Source organism: Thalassoroseus sp., from assembly GCF_984380535.1.
The window spans coordinates 63,591-78,800 of the sequence record NZ_CFHRBF010000022.1 but is presented as its reverse complement, the minus strand read 5'-3'; the positions used below and the strand labels follow the sequence as shown (position 1 = coordinate 78,800).

At 54.6% G+C, this 15,210-nt stretch carries 10 protein-coding genes; 6 read left to right on the top strand and 4 right to left on the bottom strand.

All coding sequences use genetic code 11. The features are described from left to right. Positions 1-107: 107 nt before the first annotated feature. The gene (locus AC5DDB_RS25865; RefSeq protein WP_491742659.1) at positions 108-1,340 is read right to left on the bottom strand and encodes a threonine synthase; all 1,233 of its coding nucleotides are present in this window, start codon (positions 1,338-1,340) and stop codon (positions 108-110) included. 147 nt (positions 1,341-1,487) lie between these two features. Between AC5DDB_RS25865 and AC5DDB_RS25860 the strand changes: the two genes are divergently transcribed. Further along, positions 1,488-2,276, top strand: coding sequence for an endonuclease/exonuclease/phosphatase family protein (locus tag AC5DDB_RS25860; RefSeq protein ID WP_491742658.1), 789 nt, complete (start codon positions 1,488-1,490; stop codon positions 2,274-2,276). 116 nt (positions 2,277-2,392) lie between these two features. Continuing rightward, complete coding sequence (locus AC5DDB_RS25855; RefSeq protein WP_491742657.1) at positions 2,393-4,624, top strand: PQQ-dependent sugar dehydrogenase; 2,232 nt, start codon at positions 2,393-2,395, stop codon at positions 4,622-4,624. 13 nt (positions 4,625-4,637) lie between these two features. On the opposite strand, the gene AC5DDB_RS25850 is transcribed toward AC5DDB_RS25855, so the two are convergent. Then, positions 4,638-5,240 carry a hypothetical protein gene (locus AC5DDB_RS25850; protein WP_491742656.1) on the bottom strand — a complete coding sequence of 201 codons (603 nt, stop codon included), beginning with the start codon at positions 5,238-5,240 and terminating at the stop codon, positions 4,638-4,640. A gap of 142 nt (positions 5,241-5,382) precedes the next feature. Between AC5DDB_RS25850 and tgt the strand changes: the two genes are divergently transcribed. From tgt to secD, 4 genes are all read left to right on the top strand, one after another. Further along, complete coding sequence (gene tgt, locus AC5DDB_RS25845; protein WP_491742655.1) at positions 5,383-6,519, top strand: tRNA guanosine(34) transglycosylase Tgt; 1,137 nt, start codon at positions 5,383-5,385, stop codon at positions 6,517-6,519. 123 nt (positions 6,520-6,642) lie between these two features. Further along, the gene (gene yajC, locus AC5DDB_RS25840) at positions 6,643-7,020 is read left to right on the top strand and encodes a preprotein translocase subunit YajC (RefSeq protein ID WP_491742654.1); all 378 of its coding nucleotides are present in this window, start codon (positions 6,643-6,645) and stop codon (positions 7,018-7,020) included. 84 nt (positions 7,021-7,104) lie between these two features. After that, positions 7,105-7,554: a hypothetical protein gene (locus AC5DDB_RS25835; protein WP_491742653.1), complete on the top strand. Its 450-nt coding sequence runs from the start codon at positions 7,105-7,107 to the stop codon at positions 7,552-7,554. A 107-nt stretch (positions 7,555-7,661) separates the two neighbouring features. Further along, on the top strand, positions 7,662-10,958 hold the full coding sequence (gene secD / locus AC5DDB_RS25830) for a protein translocase subunit SecD (RefSeq protein WP_491742652.1): 3,297 nt from the start codon (positions 7,662-7,664) through the stop codon (positions 10,956-10,958). A gap of 114 nt (positions 10,959-11,072) precedes the next feature. Here the strand turns inward: secD and AC5DDB_RS25825 are convergent, their stop codons facing one another. Next, a complete protein-coding gene (locus AC5DDB_RS25825) occupies positions 11,073-12,500 on the bottom strand; it encodes a DUF1501 domain-containing protein (RefSeq protein WP_491742651.1) in 1,428 nt (475 codons plus the stop codon). A 19-nt stretch (positions 12,501-12,519) separates the two neighbouring features. After that, complete coding sequence (locus AC5DDB_RS25820; RefSeq protein WP_491742650.1) at positions 12,520-15,204, bottom strand: PSD1 and planctomycete cytochrome C domain-containing protein; 2,685 nt, start codon at positions 15,202-15,204, stop codon at positions 12,520-12,522. Positions 15,205-15,210: the final 6 nt, after the last annotated feature.

Below are 15,210 nucleotides of genomic sequence, written 5' to 3'. Positions count from 1 at the left end.
GTAAGGCCGCTAAATTGGTCGTATGTTTCATAGCTGGCTTTTACAGCTATCGTTAAATGCACAACTCAAAGAGGTAATATCGAGTCATATAAAAACTCAATCGTCGTTTATAGCATTGAGTAGTCGATTGGTTGCTTGCAGTCGAGGGTGTTAGTCATTGGGGGGAGTTCATATTTCAGGCCGGTGGCACAGTTGAATAGAACAGCTGTTTCGTCTGCGCTGACATGACCGTCGGCAATAGACTGTTTATAGGCAGCGTAGGTGGCTGCTCCTTCTGGGCACATTAGGAAACCTTCGCGACTAGCAACTTCTTCACGAGCTGAAAGGATGGCATTGTCATCGACTGCAATTGCGAAGCCTTCACTCTCGCGGACTGCACTTAAAATTAAAAAGTCCCCGACGGCCACAGGGACACGAATCCCCGACGCGACGGTGTGAGCATTTTGCCAAAGTTCCGCAAACTCTTCACCTTGTTCATAGGCTTTGACAATCGGAGCGCAACCCGTTGCTTGAACCGCCACCATACGAGGCAGTTTCCCCGAGAGCCAACCTATTGTTTGCAGTTCGTTGAATGCTTTCCACATACCAATGAGACCGGTGCCGCCACCAGTTGGGTAAAAGATAACATCGGGCACTTTCCAGCCGAGTTGGTCAGCCAATTCGAGGCCCATCGTCTTTTTGCCTTCGATTCGATACGGTTCCTTTAACGTCGAGAGATCAAACCAGCCCATGGTCTCTTTACCTTCACCGACGATTCTTCCGCAGTCATTGATCAAGCCATTGACTCGCCAGACTTTTGCACCTTGGGCAGCGATTTCCCGCACGTTGATTTCCGGGGTGTCGGCAGGACAGAAGACGTAACTTTCGATTCCCGCGCGAGTCGCGTAAGCCGCAAGTGCTGCTCCGGCATTGCCGTTGGTGGGCATCGCGATCTTGGAAATACCAAGTTCCTTTGCCATGGAGATTGCCATGCATAGTCCGCGTGCCTTGAACGATCCCGTTGGCAAGCGGCCCTCATCTTTGATAATAAGTTCGCCACGCCCGGTCTGTAGTTTAGGTAGTGAAACTAATGGAGTATGACACTCACCCAGGCTGACGATGTTTTCTAGTTTACGCACCGGCAGGAACTCGCGGTAACGCCACATGTCGGCCGGGCGAGATGCTAGTTCCTGCTGAGTGACATTCTCCCGCAGGGCTGACAAATCGTATTTCACAATCAGCGGCTTCCCCGCCTTTGACAATCCGTGAATGCGGTCAGCCTCATAGTGATCACCCGTGAAGCCACATTCTAAGTGCGTTACGAATGTTGAGCGTTCGGTCTTGAGATTGTCATTCGTCATGGCGGCTACATCTTTCAGTTGTCGAGCGTCACGTTGGCTGATTCGTTTCGATGACGATACCATGGGTCACAGTCGCAACCAACTCTCTCGATGCATATCGCCGATGGGCGTTTGATAGTTACATTTGTTTGGAGTCCTTTCGTGTCGATGAAGTTCACTGTTCGTTTATTTCTCCTCGTTTTGTTTTCGATGCCCGCAGCGAACGGCTTGGCTGCGAAGCCGCTTCGTTTGCGTGTTCTCAGTTACAACATCCATCATGCTGAAGGCGTGGATCGCGAACTCGATGTTGATCGAATCGCCAAGATGATCCTTGCTGTGAAACCGGATATTGTCGCGTTGCAGGAAGTTGATCAGAAAGTCCGGCGGACAAATAGTGTCGATCAGCCTGCCGAATTGGCTCGGTTGACGCAGATGAACGTCGCGTTCGGCCCCAACATTGACTTGCAAGGTGGTCATTACGGCAACGCTATTCTGACACGGTTCACGGTCAAGGAGCATAAAAATTACCTGCTGCCAAACTTGAACGACGGTGAACAACGTGGAGTGTTGGCGGCGAAGATAAAGACTTCTGCGGAACCAACAGACATTTTGGTATTGGCGACGCATTTCGATCACCGCCCGGACGACAAAGAACGGATGTTATCGGCAAAGTTCATCAACCATCAGTTCCAAAATGAGCGAGGACCGGCGTTACTGATGGGCGACTTAAACGATGTCGTCGGCAGCCGGGCACTGAATCAACTGGAATCGATCTGGAAACGAACGAACACCGACCCGTTGCCAACGGTTCCCGTTGATCAACCGAAACGACAGATCGATTTCATCCTGTTTCGGCCGGCGGATCGTTGGACCGTGGTCGAGACACGTGTGCTGGAGGAGGCCGTCGCGTCGGATCATCGGGCCATTCTGAGTGTGCTGGAACTGCAACCGGAGTGAATGGTGGAATTGTTCGACCGTTGCACTCCCCGCTCACGCAAGGCAGTATAGAGATTCGAATCAACGCTCGTTGATGGTTTGCTCGGTTTTTCAATTCCGTTTGCGGGATGTCTCCCTTGTTGAACTTCACTTTATTGTTGCACCGTTCTGGTCTGCTGGCCGTCGTAATTGTTGTGGCTTCGGGGGGCGTTCACGCGGAAGTCCCGGATGTGTTTCCGTTTTCCATCGAGGCCTACGAACCGGTGACGACCTCGACCGTGCAAGGTTCGCCGGACCCGCCTCTGCCGTTCACGGTGACGGGAGCGTATCCCGATTGGAAAATTGTCCGACCCGTGTTCGTGACCACGCAACCGGGCACCTGTCGCTTGGTGTATCTCGATCAGCCCGAGAACCAACAGAAATCGCGACTATGCCGAACATTGAGCGATCCCGCAGAAAGCACAGAGACCGAGGTACTGATCGATCTGGAAAGCCTCGCGTACGATGTGGCTTTTCACCCGCAGTTTTCGAAGAACGGCTTTCTCTACGTCGGTCACAACATGAAGAAAGACGACGGCGACAAGTACACCTGCGTGACCCGCTATACGATGCAAACGAAGCCGCCGTACAAGCTCGATCCAGAGTCGGCGACGGAAATTATTTCGTGGAAATCGAACGGGCACAACGGAGCGGCGGTCGCGTTTGGCACGGATGGAATGCTGCTGGTCACTAGTGGTGATGGCACCAGCGATTCGGATGACGATCTCGTCGGGCAACGGATGGATCTTCTCTTGGCGAAGGTGCTGCGGATTGATGTCGATCATCCCGCCGACGGCAAGATGTACTCTGTGCCCAAGGACAATCCTTTTGTCGGTCAGGCAGGTGTTGTGCCGGAAACTTTCGCGTATGGGCTGCGAAATCCCTGGCGAATTGCGGTGGATTCCCAACTCGGGCACGTGTGGGTCGCTCAGAACGGTCAGGATTTGTGGGAGCAAGTCTACCTCGTACATCCTGGTGACAATTACGGTTGGAGCGTCTACGAAGGCAGTCATCCGTTTTATTTGAATCGAGAACTGGGCCCCACGCCGCATGTCAAACCGACCTTCGAGCATCATCACACGGTGGCCCGGTCTCTTACGGGTGGCGAAGTGCTCCGCAGCCGACAGTTCCCGGAACTCAATGGCGTTTACACCTATGGCGATTACTCGACTGGTCGCGTGTGGGCTGCACTTGTGGATGCCAACGGACAGGTGAAATGGCATCGGGAAATTCTAGACACGAGTTTGCAGATCACCGGGTTTGGAATAGATCCCGATGGCGAATTGCTGATTTGTGACCATCAACCCGAAGGCGGATTCTATCGGTTGAAACGAACCCCACCACAGACGACACCCTCGACGTTTCCCCGCAAACTGTCCGATAGCGGATTGTTTGAATCGGTGAAAGAGCATCGCCTCAAGCCGGGAGCGATTCCGTATTCCGTCAACGCTCCCCTGTGGTCCGATGGGGCATTCAAAGTTCGCTGGATCGTCATTCCTGCGAGTGAGGGAACCGAGAAAGGCCAACCGACAATCAAGTTAGCCGACTACAAAGGCTGGGATTTCCCGGAAGAAACGGTCATTGTCAAATCGTTCGCGTTGGAGACGGAAGCAGGGAATTCGGCGAGTCGACGCTGGATCGAAACGCGGTTTCTGACGAAACAGCAGGGCGAGTGGGCCGGGTATTCTTATCGCTGGAACGACGACCAAACCGATGCGACGCTCGTCACGGCTGACGGTGCCGATGATGTGTTCCCGGTTCAAACAGCGGACGGCATCCGGGAGCAAAAATGGCATTACCCGAGTCGAACCGAGTGCATGGTCTGTCACAGCCGAGCCGCCGGGTTCACGCTGGGGCTGTCAACGGGGCAGATGGATAAGATTCACGACTACGGTGCCTCGCAAGAGAATCAGTTGGCCGTGCTAGAACAACTTGAACTTGTCAAATCACCTGCCAAAAAACCGAAATTCGAATCACTTGTCGATCCGTATGATCAGACCGCCGACCTCACGCGGCGGGCCAAATCTTATTTGCACGCCAACTGTGCTCAATGCCACGTGCAAGCGGGCGGTGGGAACTCGCAAATTGATTTGAGTTACTCCACGCCGTTAGAGAAAATGAAAGTCATCGACGTTGCGCCTCATCATCACAAATTCGATTTGCCGGAACCTAAACTAATTGCTCCCGGTGACCCCAAACGATCGGTTCTGTTGCATCGCATGAATATTCGCGGTCCCGGCCAAATGCCGCAGCTTGCGACGTTCCATCAAGACGAACAAGCCGTCGAACTGCTGACCGAATGGATTCGCAAGCTGAACAAACCGGAGTGAGTTCCGCCTACCGCTAACGCACCCACCATTCCAAAAATTCGTCGGGCCAATACCTGGCTGGAAGCGGTAAGACTACACGCGGCTTGCTTCGGCTCACGATTAATGGCAACAGCGGTCGGCAAATTTTCCCCAGCGGGAGATGTTTGCGGAAAAAATGCGTGGTCGAGAGTTCGTATCGCCCGTTCGGAGTCAGTGACTGCGGTATCGGTAACCCAAAAACACGGGTGTATTCGTCGGTGAGATGGTCAGCAATTGGTCGCAGGTTGCGATCCCGCGGCTTTGTCCCCTTGAGTTCGCCGAGCTGCATTGCGACGTCTTGAAGTTCATTGATATCGACGGTTTCTGGTGCGTCCAGACAGAAAACGAATTCGCCTGGCAGGTTCTGGCTGCCGTTCGAAAACAGCATTCGGTTGGCCTGCACAATATGGCCCCACACAACAATTCCCGTCTCAAGTAGGTCTGGTAGACGCTCGAACAGAGTTCTCAAGCCATCCCTTGGATTCAGATGTAACCAAATCGGTCGTGGCATGCGGAGATAAGTCAGGCGATCCCACAGTGAAAACTTCCGAGGTGCCTTGCCGAAGTTCTCGCGGCACTCATACAGGATTTCAACCACTTCGAAACCTCAGCTGCTGGTGTTGTTTGTTTGTGCACTGAAGGTAATGTGTCGTGTGTCGATTGGAAAGTTTGTCGATGTCGGAATAGGGGAGATCGACCCGGGAGTTTCAATTCTGCGGCAATCCCGTATGATGCCCGGCATGAGTCACTTTGCGTTTGAATTGCAACATACGGACCCGACCGGCGCACGTGCCGGTGTTTGGACGACGCCGCACGGGGCGGTAAATACGCCGTGTTTTATGCCCGTGGGGACATTGGCGAGCGTGAAAGGCATTACGCCCGATCAGTTGCGGGATGCCCGCGTGCAAATGGTTCTGGCGAACACCTACCATCTAGCACTTCGACCGGGTGCGGATGTCGTCGCGGATATGGGCGGGCTGCACGAATTCATGCGGTGGGACGGCCCGATCCTGACCGACAGCGGCGGGTTCCAGGTGTTCAGCTTGGCGCAACTTTCCGATTTGAACGACGAACGTGTCAACTTCCGCTCGCACATCGATGGTTCGCCGTTCGAACTCACGCCGGAGAAAGCCGTCCGCATTCAGGAGCAACTCGGTGCGGATTGCATCATGTGCCTGGATGAATGTCCGCCGATCGAGTCCCAACCCAAATCCGAAGCCGAGCAGACCGAACGCTTGGAGATTGCAGTCCGTCGGACAACTGCATGGGCACGCCGATGTCGAGATGCCCAGAAACGGGATGATCAAGCGTTGTTCGGGATTGTGCAAGGGGGGATCGATCCACGTCTGCGAGAGAAGTCGGCACGGGAGCTGTTGGAACTTGACTTTCCGGGCTACGCAGTGGGTGGGTTGAGTGTTGGTGAAGACCCGGTCGACATGTATCGCACGCTGGATTTCACCACGCCACACTTGCCGACGGACAGACCGCGATATTTGATGGGGGTCGGTCGACCGCTCGATTTGATCGAAGGTGTGCTGCGGGGAATCGACCTATTTGATTGCGTAATGCCCACCCGCAATGGCCGGAATGCGACGGCGTTTACATCGGCTGGTCGGGTGCGAATGCGGAACCTCAGCCATCAACGCGATGACGCCCCGTTGGACCCCGCCTGCGAGTGTTTAACCTGCCGCACATTTAGTCGGGCGTACCTGCGACATTTGTTCGTGGCAGGTGAAATGCTGGGACCGATTTTGCTTTCATTACACAACATTGCGTACTATCAGACCTTGCTACGGGAGCTGAGAATCGCGATTCAATCGGGGACGGCGGCGGAGTTTCGGAGCCGATACCTTGCCGCCCCGAATGAGTCCGTCTAAAATCCGCGCTGAAAAATCGGCGAAGTCGCGTGCCAAGCTGGGTAATTTCCGCTAAGATTCCCGGTCCGTTGGCGAATTTCCCGTGTTACGCCCCGAAATCGGTGACGATTCCGAAAGAATTTCATGTTCAATTTGGCTTGGTTTTCCACGTTCTTGCTACTCGCCGAAGAGGCCGCCCCGAAAGTGGCTCCACAACAGCCACCGAACTTGCTGATGTGGATGTTCCCGTTTTTGGCGATCATGATCCTCTTTCAATTCATGTTCAGCCCGCAGAAAAAAGAACAAAAGCGGGTTGCCCAGATGAAAAGTTCGCTGAAGAAGAACGATCCGATTGTCACCGCGGGTGGTATCATCGGCACCATCGTGCAGGTTTTTCCTGAACGCGATGAGGCCATGGTGAAAGTTGACGAAAACACCCGGCTACGCATGCGGCTCAATAGTATTTACCCAGCTGCTCCTGCGGGTGACTCCGACAAGAAGACGGAAACCGAAAAAGCATAACGGCTCGATTGGCCTCTTGGTGACGGCCACGAGCTGCACTATTCTTATGATCTCAAATCATTGAACGATACAGGGACGGAATTGATGTCGAACCCGTTGATGTTTGCTGTCACCCAGGCCGATCTGGAAGCCGGCGTTGTGCCCGGTTGGCTGAAGTTGTTGATCACCATCACGGTGTTCGTCTTGCCGTTTATCGTCGGTAACCTGCTTGCTCGTGCCCTGAAGGTGCGAGAGTGGGGCTTCAAAATGAGCGTGATTTTGCTCGCCACCACGATTGCGGCGATGCCGTTCTTGTATCAACTGATTGCAGGTTCCTACGCCGATGCGAATTACCAGGAACAACTCGCCGAATGGAATGAAAACCAAGAGCGATTCCACATTTCGGAAGAAACCGTCGCCGAACTGAAGAAGCGGCAGGAAGGGCTCCGCGTGATGACCCGCAAGGCAGACCGCTCTGGTGATGAATCCTCTGAGGATATTGCCCCCGAGGAATCTCCCACTGAGTCGGAAACTCCAGCGGAAACCGAGGAATAAGGATGGAGCCATCAACCTCGTGCTCGAACCTTGCGAGCGATCACCCGCATTCGGCCTCGTTTGAATCAACTTGTAATTCGGTCGTGGACGACCCAAAGGAAATATCCATGTCAGAACGGACAGTTCGGACTTTTCAATCCGCAGCGACGCGATTTCGGTTTCTCGGTTTGGTTGTTGTGCTCGCCGGACTCCTGGGCGGAACCAGTGGTTGTGGCAAACCCAGCCCGATTCCAGCCCTGCGGGATCAAGGTGCGGAAGTCAAAATCAACCGCGACGAACGCCGCCGCATCACCACCGTCCGGTTTCCGGCCGGCACGGAAGATGCCGATCTCGAACCCCTCACGCAAATCGGTGACACCACACTGTTGACCGAGATCGATCTGTCACAAGCCGACATCACCGACGACGGTTTGAAGTCGCTCGAAAATATGACGGCCTTGGAAGTTCTCAACCTCGATGGCGCACCCATTACCGACGAGGCTCTGCCCATTTTGGCCAAGCTTCCGGCATTGCGAGAGTTGTCGGTCGCAGACACAAAAATCACCGATGAAGGTTTGCTCGAGCACATCGGTGAATTCAAAACCCTGAAGGTTTTGGACATTGCTCGTCCCGACAAACCCGAGGCACCGGAACCACGGACGATGCTTTCGGCATTGGACTTTGGGATCGACCTCGCCGGGGGAACGAACCTGATCTACCAAGTTGACCGGGCAAAACTCCAGGAGAAGATCGAAGAAGAGTTAGAGCAAGCCGGCGACGACGGCACGGTCACCTCCGGGCAAATCGAAGAACGTATTTCCGGTGCTGTGATGGATCAGATGGTCGGGGCGGTTTCCCGACGACTGAACCCATCCGGGGTGGAAGAGATTACCGTTCGCCGTGTTGGTTCGGACCGCATTGAAGTCATCATCCCCAAAGCCGACCGCGAAACCATCGAACGCAAAAAAGCCGAGATGACCCGTTTGGGAAGTCTCGAATTTGCCGTTCTTGCGACTCGGCGAAATGACGATCACGTCGAACTCTACGAAAAGATCACCGAGCAAGGCACCGACGATCTTTACATTGACGGTGAACTCCGTGCGAGTTGGCGTCCGATCGGGACTGGCAAAGACGGTCGTCCCAAGCCCGTCAGTTTTGATTACGGCGAAGTCTATCCCCTCGATGCCCAAGGCCGCGGTCTGGTTGTCTTCGAGAGAAAGAACGATCGCGTCACCGGTGAGTTTCTTCGCAAAGCCAGCCCGACCACCGACGAAAACGGGCGATTGGCCGTTAGCTTCTTGTTCTATCCGCAGGGAGCCACACGGTTCTCACGTCTAACCGGGAAGTATCACGGACTTGGCGGCGAACAATTCAAATACCGCTTGGCAATTTTGCTAGACGAGCAGATTCACTCGGCTCCACAGATCAATGCCGTCATTTCCGCTCAAGGTCAGATCACAGGGCGATTCACACGTGAAGAAGTCGATGAGTTGGTCAATGTCTTGAACGCAGGTGCCCTGGCAGTGCCGATCTTGAAAGACCCGATCAGCGAGCAAACCGTTAGCCCGCTGTTGGGTGAAGAAGTTCGTCGAAAGGGAATTGCAGCGATCGGGATCGCCGGTGCGGCTGTCTTCATCTTTATGCTGCTCTACTATCGCTTTGCGGGTGTGGTCGCGAACGTCTGTTTGCTGCTCAACATTCTGCTCGTCATTGGAACAATGGCGATGATCGATGCCACCTTCACGCTGCCAGGTTTGGCCGGGATTGTGTTAACGATCGGGATGGCGGTGGACGCCAACGTGCTGATCTTCGAGCGGATGCGGGAAGAACGAACCCGCGGATCGAGCCCTCGCATGGCGATTCAAAACGGCTTCGGTCGTGCGTTCACCGCGATTATCGATGCAAACATGACGACGCTCATTGTCGCTGTCGTGCTATACATGATCGGAACCGACCAAGTTCGTGGGTTTGCGGTCACGTTGTTCATCGGGATTATCATGTCGATGTTTACGGCATTGTATTTCGGTCGGTTGGTCTTTGACCTCTGCGAACGTAAACGCTGGCTCAAAGAACCGATCGGCAAATCCCTCGTCACGCCACCGCAATTGGATTTCATCGGTAAGCGGCGGATTGCATTTGTCGTGTCGATCATCTTGATCGTCGCTGGAATGAGCACGCTGTTCATGCGGGGTTCCGACAACCTCGACATCGATTTCAGCGGCGGAACGATGCTGACTTTCGAACTGACCGAACCCCAAGAGTTTAGTGACGTCAAGAACGCGTTGCAGACTGGATTCGATAAGGAATCCATCACGGTCGAGAAGCTCAGCGACATTGGCGGAGACACAAGCACCGAGAAAGGTCGCATGTTCCGGGTTCGTTCGAAGAAACCGGATACGGAAGTTGTGGAGGACACGGTCCGAAAGATTCTGAAGGACCAAGGCTACGAGTTGCAAACTGTTGCGACGACTGTGGGAGAGATTGAAACCGGTGATGCCGATGCTGCCTCGAATTTCCGTGGCTATCGAGTGCCGGTGACCTTCGAACCTGCAATCACCGAGAGCCGGATTCGTCAGGCATTCGAGAATGCGTTGGGTGAGTTGAGTCAAGCCATTCCCGACTCTAAGGAAACAGAACCCATCTACGAACGACCCGCGTCTTTGTTCAAGTTGGTCAACTTGGAAGCGGTCGAGGTCGAGAACGCCGGCGATGATGCCGCCGAGACCGATCCGGTCTTTTCCTCCGCGACACTCCAGGTCCTGCCGGTCGTCGAGCGAGACAACCTCGACAAGGCCCTCAGCGGTATGGTGAGCAGTTTCGCCGAAGCCAACTTTGCCGAAGTGAACAACTTCTCCAGTTCGGTCGGCGATGAGATGCAGCAATCCGCGTTGATGGCGATGCTGGTCAGTTTGGTCGCAATTGTGGCCTACATTTGGTTCCGCTTCCAACGGATCACCTTCGGTTTGGCCGCCGTGTTGGCCTTGGTGCACGACGTTCTGGTCGTGCTCGGGGGCGTGGCGTTAGTGTCTTACGGGGCGTCGCAATTGGGCATCACGGTCCTGAAGTTGGAAGACTTCAAGATCAATCTTCCGATGATCGCCGCCTTCATGACCATCGTCGGGTATTCGCTTAACGATACGATTGTGGTGTTCGACCGGATTCGTGAAGTCCGTGGCAAAAACCCGGCTCTCACAGAGCAGATGATCAATACCAGCTTGAACCAAACACTCTCGCGAACCTTATTGACCTCGTTGACCACTTGGATCGTGGTGGCGATTCTCTACTGGTTCGGCGGCGAAGGCATTCACGGTTTCGCCTTCTGTTTGGTGCTCGGCGTGATTGTCGGGACTTACAGTTCCATCTACGTTGCCAGCCCGGCACTGCTCTGGTTGATGAACCGGGGCAACCGAGCTAAGACGGCTTGAGAGCGGCCTGACTGAGACAATGAAACAAGGCGATCGATTGTGCAACTTGAAAGCAGTTGCCGGTCGATCGCCTTAGTTTGTTGATCGGCGGTAGTATTCGTCGTTGATCTTCGCTCAGGCAATAATCGCATCGATCGGTTTACCGTGATCGATGTCGAGCCGCTTTCGTCCGGGGATTTCCAACTGACGGGAATCGAGACCAAGTTGTTTCAGGATGGTCGCATGGATGTCCGTCACATAGTGACGGTCCTCGACGGCGTGAAAGCCGATCTCGTCGGTCGCACCATGCACGACGCCTCGCTTCAGACCGCCACCCGCCATCCACACCGAGAAGCCAAAAATGTGGTGATCGCGACCGTCTGAACTTTGCGAACCAGGTGTGCGACCAAATTCGGATGCAAACACGACAAGCGTTTCGTCGAGGAGTCCTCGCTGATCAAGGTCTGCGAGCAAGCCGCCAATGGGCTGGTCAACTGCCAAGGCATTTTTGGCATGGTTGGCTTTCAATCCACGATGAGCATCCCATGCACCTGCTCCACCACCGCCGTGTTGAATTTGGATAAACCGCACCCCTCGTTCAACGAGACGGCGGGCCGCGAGTAACTGCATGCCGAATTGTTTTGAGTGGGCTTGATTGATGCCGTACAGTTCTTGGGTTTCGGCTGTCTCCTGGGCAAAATTGACGGCGTCTGGGATGGATTGTTGCATCCGGAAAGCGAGTTCGTAAGACGCGATCCGGGCGGTCATCGCGGGGTCATCGGGGTACTCGACGCCGCGGATGGAGTTTAATTGACCGATCAAGCGTTCGCCGATATCTCGCTCCTTTAGCTGAAACTCCCGTGCGGGACGGCTGTAATTCAAGGGATTCTTAGGATCGATTCGCAGCGGCACGGCATCGTGCGATGGGCCCAGATAGTGGCCGTCTCGCTTGTTCCAATACTCCCGCTTTCCAATTGAAATGAATTGCGGAAGATTTTCATTGAGCGATCCTAAACCGTAATGCACCCAGGCACCAAGAGTTGGGAAGTCGCCTTCATTGCGATGTCGTCCGGAATGAAATTGGGTTTGGGCTCCGTGATTGCTGTCGGTCGTCCACATCGATCGCACGACAGCGAGTTTGTCGGCCTGACTCGCAAGGTGCGGGAACCACTCGCTGATTTCGATGCCGCTTTCACCATGTTTTTTGAAACCAGCTTGCAGGGGGTACAGCGTGTTGCGTTGGTTGCCATTACCATCGGGAACGACGAGGCGTTCGAGAGCCAATTTTTCAGGGTCTTGTGCGTCAGCGAACGGGGTTTCCGCAATGGTCTTTCCCCCGTACTTGTTGAGCATCGGTTTGGGGTCGAAGCTTTCAACTTGGCTGACGCCCCCATTCATGAACAGCCATATGACACTTTTCGCTTTCGGAGTGAAGTGCGGTTGGCCGGTTGGCGGAGTCCAGGTGTGTTCCTTGGCGACCCCGTCACGTTGGAGCAGGGCACCGAGCGCAAGCCCGGTAAAGCCCATGCCGAGGTCGGCCAAAAAAGTACGACGACTATTCATTAGAGTTTCCTCAGGTCACTCAGCGAAGCGTGACGAAATCGTTGTGGTTGACGAGCGCCCAAACAAGATTAACGCGAGCGTCTCGTTCGGTTTTTTCCGGTAACGATTGCCACTCGGCCATCGCTTGTCGGCATGCGGAGATTTCACGATCAGCGGCCTCAATTCCCAGCAGCAGACGGAATGCGTCCCGGATAAATTCTTCATTCGTCGACGCGTTTTTCGTGATTCGCGTGGCGATTTGTTCGGCGGCATCCAGGACGAGTTTACTGTTCGTCAGGGCAAGCGCCTGTTGGGGGATGATGCTTTGCTCGCGTCGATAGCAGTCCTTGACGAGTGCTTCATCGAACGTCGTCAGAAACTGGTTGCGTTCGTTGTTGGAGTGGAAGAAATAAAGACTTCGCCGTGTGGAGTTTGCTTGCTCGTTGGTCGGCACCGGCGGACCGCCCATGGTCGTATCTAGCGTTCCCGCAAGTGACAACAGTGAGTCCCGCACGACTTGCGACTCCAACCGGATCGGCATGCGTCGCCAGAGAATGCGGTTCTCCGGATCGCGTTTCATGTTCTCGTTGGCGTCTGCATTGGTTGAACCCATGCGGTAGGTGTTCGACGTCACAATGAGTCGATGCAGATGCTTCATACTCCAGCCGCTCTCGATAAACTCGGCGGCGAGCCAGTCGAGAAGTTGTGGGTGAGTGGGCGGAGTTCCTTTACGGCCGAAATCGAACATTGTCGGCACGAGTGGCTGGCCTAGGTGCCGCGTCCAAATATGGTTGACCGCGACACGAGCCGCTAATGGGTTGCGGCGGTCTGTGATCCAGTTCGCCAATGCAGTCCGTCGTCCCGTGCTTGTCGAAGGTGTTGGTGGCTGCGGATCGTCTTTCCCGGAATTCTGGAAACGTGTCGCCGACCATTTTGCACCCACGAAAGGCGTGAATGTTCCGGCGTCGGCAACCGGTGTATTCAATGTCTTTTCTGCCTGCGTGAGCGATTCCTGAGCCGAGGCGACGGCTTTTTCCGCGTTGTCTTTTTGATCGTCTTTCGCTTTGGTCAGGTTCTGCTGGGCAATCTCTAGCTTGAGCCGGGCCTCGGCAACCGCGAGTTCACGTTCGCTGCGAACAGCCGAGGCAATGGCTTCGCGGTCTCCGTCACCCGGGCTTGCACGGACGGCGTTCACTCGCTGCTTGACGCTCACAAGCTCAGCATTGGCAACGGCAAATTCGAGTTCCGCTCGGTGCAATTCACCTGACGAATTCTTATTTTCCGAGTCGTCTTGCTTGCTACGCAGTTCCTGAAGTTTCCGACTTGCGGTATCGACCTTCTTTTCCGCGGCTGAAATGTATGACTCGAGGACACCTGCACGTCGTTCCGGCTGCGTGGCTTCCTCGGGGAGCGACACTGGCTCGACGGTAAACTCATCGAACGCCAGGACACCCGGGATGCCCGGCTGGATGTCGGCGGATTTGTCCGGCATGCGTTCGTCACCACGGATGTAGAGATACGTGGGCTGGTCGATCAGGGAATCGTAAATTCGTGGAACGCCATCGCGAGTGAAATCGGTCTCGCCGGGAACAAGATCGAGCCGCACCTGATAGGGCTCGAAAATCGCCCGCATGCGGTAGAAGTCTTCTTGGGGGAACGGATCGAATTTGTGATCGTGACAGCGGGCACAATTCAGCGTGATGCCCAGAAATCCTTTCCCGACGTGCTCAACGGTTTCTTCCATCCACGGAGCCCGGTTGAACAGGAAGAAGTTGCGGGCCAAGTAGCCGGTGGCACGAAGTTTGTCGGAATCTGTCGGATGAAGTTCGTCGGCTGCCAGCATGAGCCGCACCATCTCATCGTAGGGCATATCCTCGTTGAGAGATTCCACAATCCAGTCTCGCCAATGCCAAATGTGTTTTTGACTGTTGCGAAGCTGCTGATTCAATCCCCACCAATCACTGTATCGCCAGATATCCATCCAATGACGACCCCACCGCTCTCCATAACGCGGATCATCGAGGAGTCGCTCGACCACTCCGGCGTACCAATCAGGCGACGTGTCCTTGATGACGACGCGAATTTCAGCGGCAGTTGGTGGAACTCCAATCAGGTCAAGATACAGACGTCGCAGCAAGACCAATCGAGTGGCGGTCGGTTGCGGGGTCAGCTCGTGTTGTCGGTGTCGAACCGCCACAAAAGCATCGATCGGATTACGGACCCAATCGGATTGTATCGCTGGAACTTCGGGACGAACGATTCGTTGAAATGCCCAATGATCCCGTGGATCGGCCTCGGGTTGTTCGTCGGCCGGGCCTTTCGCACCGGAAGATATCCATTGCCGAAAAACGTCGATTTGCTTTGCGGAGAGTGCTTCGCCCTCGTGTTCGGGTGGCATCCGCAGTGCTGGGTCGGTCTCGGAAATACGTTCTAACAAATAGCTGTTTTCGACGGTCTCCCGATCGATTGGAGAGCCAGAATCACCGCCCAAAACGATGGATTTCGCGGTGTCGAGGCGGAGATTTCCTTCTTGTTTCAACGCCCCGTGACACGCGTAACACCGTTCGCTCAACAGTGGTTTCACGTGTTCCGTGTAGAACGTGACATCGTCGTCAGTCGCGTACACACGTGTCGACGAAACGCCGCCGGCAATTCCGGCTGCAACGACAATGATGATCCGAATCGTGGTGGTTGCTGATTTTTGTGGGCAAAAAGTTTTCTGCATATTGAT

Excerpts from the sequence above, each read along its gene's own strand:
- AC5DDB_RS25865 (WP_491742659.1), bottom strand. The coding sequence starts at position 1,340 with ATGACGAATGACAATCTCAAGACCGAACGCTCAACATTCGTAACGCAC.
- AC5DDB_RS25860 (WP_491742658.1), top strand. The coding sequence starts at position 1,488 with ATGAAGTTCACTGTTCGTTTATTTCTCCTCGTTTTGTTTTCGATGCCC.
- tgt (WP_491742655.1), top strand. The coding sequence starts at position 5,383 with ATGAGTCACTTTGCGTTTGAATTGCAACATACGGACCCGACCGGCGCA.
- yajC (WP_491742654.1), top strand. The coding sequence starts at position 6,643 with ATGTTCAATTTGGCTTGGTTTTCCACGTTCTTGCTACTCGCCGAAGAG.
- AC5DDB_RS25835 (WP_491742653.1), top strand. The coding sequence starts at position 7,105 with ATGTCGAACCCGTTGATGTTTGCTGTCACCCAGGCCGATCTGGAAGCC.
- secD (WP_491742652.1), top strand. The coding sequence starts at position 7,662 with ATGTCAGAACGGACAGTTCGGACTTTTCAATCCGCAGCGACGCGATTT.
- AC5DDB_RS25825 (WP_491742651.1), bottom strand. The coding sequence starts at position 12,500 with ATGAATAGTCGTCGTACTTTTTTGGCCGACCTCGGCATGGGCTTTACC.
- AC5DDB_RS25820 (WP_491742650.1), bottom strand. The coding sequence starts at position 15,204 with ATGCAGAAAACTTTTTGCCCACAAAAATCAGCAACCACCACGATTCGG.